Below are 2,307 nucleotides of genomic sequence, written 5' to 3'. Positions count from 1 at the left end.
GTTTGCATTACTGTATTAATGCGTCCTCTCATCCCACTGTCACTAGCAACTTTATTGGCATTGATGACGTAGACTTTTAAATTCTTGCGGATAATTTGTTCTTGAATTTCTACTGGCAACTGTTGCCAAACTTCATCATCAGCGTAGGGACTATTCATCAGAAAAATAGAGCCATTAGCTGCGGAAGTCAAAACGTCTAATTTTTCTAGAAAACTCCATTGGTGACAACCGACAAAATTTGCTTGGTCGATGAGATAAGTCGAACGAATGGGGTTAGCACCGAAGCGGAGGTGGGAGACAGTAACAGCACCAGATTTTTTCGAGTCATAGACAAAATAACCTTGAGCGTAGTTGTCAGTTTCTCCCCCAATAATTTTAATCGAGTTTTTATTCGCACCGACAGTACCATCGGAACCCAAACCATAAAACATTGCCCGCACAACATTATCTGGTTCGATAGAGAAACCTGCATCGAAAGGTAAGGATGTGTGAGAAAGGTCGTCATTAATACCGACAGTAAAATGATTTTTGGGTTTGTCAGCACTGAGGTTGTCAAACACGCTCTTCACCATTGCCGGGTTAAACTCTTTGGAAGATAAACCATAACGACCGCCTACTACTTTTGGCATTGCGCCTGACCACTCTTCATTCAGAGCAGTAACTATATCTTGATACAGAGGTTCGCCACTTGCACCCGGTTCTTTTGTCCGGTCTAACACCGCAATTTTTTTCACAGTTTCAGGTAATGCTGCGACTAACCTTCTAGCATCGAATGGTCTATATAGTCTAACTTTCAATACCCCAACCTTTTCACCATTGGCGGTTAAGTAGTCTACAGTTTCGTGAACCGTTTCACAACCAGACCCCATGAGAATAACAACCCTGTCTGCATCAGCAGCACCGTGATATTCAAAACATTGATATTGTCGCCCAGTCAGTTCGGCAAATTTATCCATTGCTTTCTGCACAATATCCGGAGTTGCCGTGTAAAAAGGGTTGACACTTTCCCTAGCTTGGAAATAAACATCCGGGTTTTGAGCAGTACCCCGCAAAACTGGTCTGTCAGGAGTCAAACCACGAGCGCGGTGAGCAAAAACAAATTCATCATCGATCATTTCCCGCAAAACCGTTTCTGGCAGAAGTTCAATTTTCTGTACTTCGTGGGAAGTGCGGAAACCATCAAAGAAATGAATAAATGGCAGTCTTGCTTCCAGAGTGGCAACTTGAGAAACAAGCGCCAAGTCGTGAGCTTCTTGTACCGAAGCAGAACACAACATCGCAAAACCAGTAGCACGAGCCGCCATCACATCACTGTGGTCGCCAAATATAGAAAGACCTTGAGCTGCCAGAGAACGAGCTGCAACATGAATAACACAACAAGTGAGTTCCCCAGCAATTTTATAAAGATTCGGAATCATTAATAATAATCCCTGAGATGCTGTGAACGTGGTAGTTAGGGAACCTGTTTGCAACGAACCATGTACTGCTCCGGCCGCCCCACCCTCACTCTGCATTTCAACCACACTAGGAACTGTACCCCAAATATTCGGCGTGCCTTGAGAAGACCAAGCATCTGCCCATTCACCCATTGGCGAGGAGGGAGTGATGGGATAGATGGCAATGACCTCATTGAGTTTGTGGGCAACACGGGCAACTGCTTCGTTACCGTCTAGTGTTGCAAAGGTTTTGTCACTCATAAATATTCTCCTGTGGAAATTCTCTGGTTATTTACAAATATTGTGGATTTGTTTAGTTGTTAATTTAATGGCCAAATGCTGAAAATTCTACCTCTTTATTTACTTCTATAAATCTGCGTTTTTTGCTCAAGCTAAACTTTTGTGTTTTAAATCACAACAATTCTTTTTTTAAGAGATTTGATTGAAAATTTCTGTATTGTTTTATCCCTTATTCTTTGATTAAGTCAATCCTCTTAGTTTATCTTTTCTTTTGTGAGTTTAATACCCCATTATCTACACGATGCTTAAAATTGTTTGGGGTTATAAGACACGCCCGTGGCAAGTCGTTGATTATCCATAAGCAATTTTCCCTTCTGCTCTTCTTCAAAAAGACTTGAAAATCCTCATTCCCTTTTATGGAATAAAGAAAGGAAGGTTAGGTTTTTTAGGTATATCGGTTTCATCGGATATTTCTCAAACATCCTCTTAACTTTTATTATCCGATCTATTTCTTCCTAATCGGACTATGACTTAAAGTTTTTTTACAAAACTTGACTTTTGCACATAACAAAAACTTGAAAAAATAACTGCTAAATTAAAAAAATTGTCAATAAAACTTTTAAACTTTACT

1 protein-coding gene is annotated in these 2,307 nt (G+C 40.5%); it reads right to left on the bottom strand.

Going from position 1 to position 2,307, the window contains the following annotated elements:
- On the bottom strand, positions 1-1,697 hold a 1,697-nt coding region (nifJ, locus tag AC3DU7_RS16190), incomplete at its 3' end, for a pyruvate:ferredoxin (flavodoxin) oxidoreductase (RefSeq protein WP_488040357.1).
- Positions 1,698-2,307 lie beyond the last annotated feature (610 nt).

Source organism: Okeania sp., from assembly GCF_983059655.1.
This window is presented reverse-complemented; position numbering and strand designations above follow the sequence as displayed.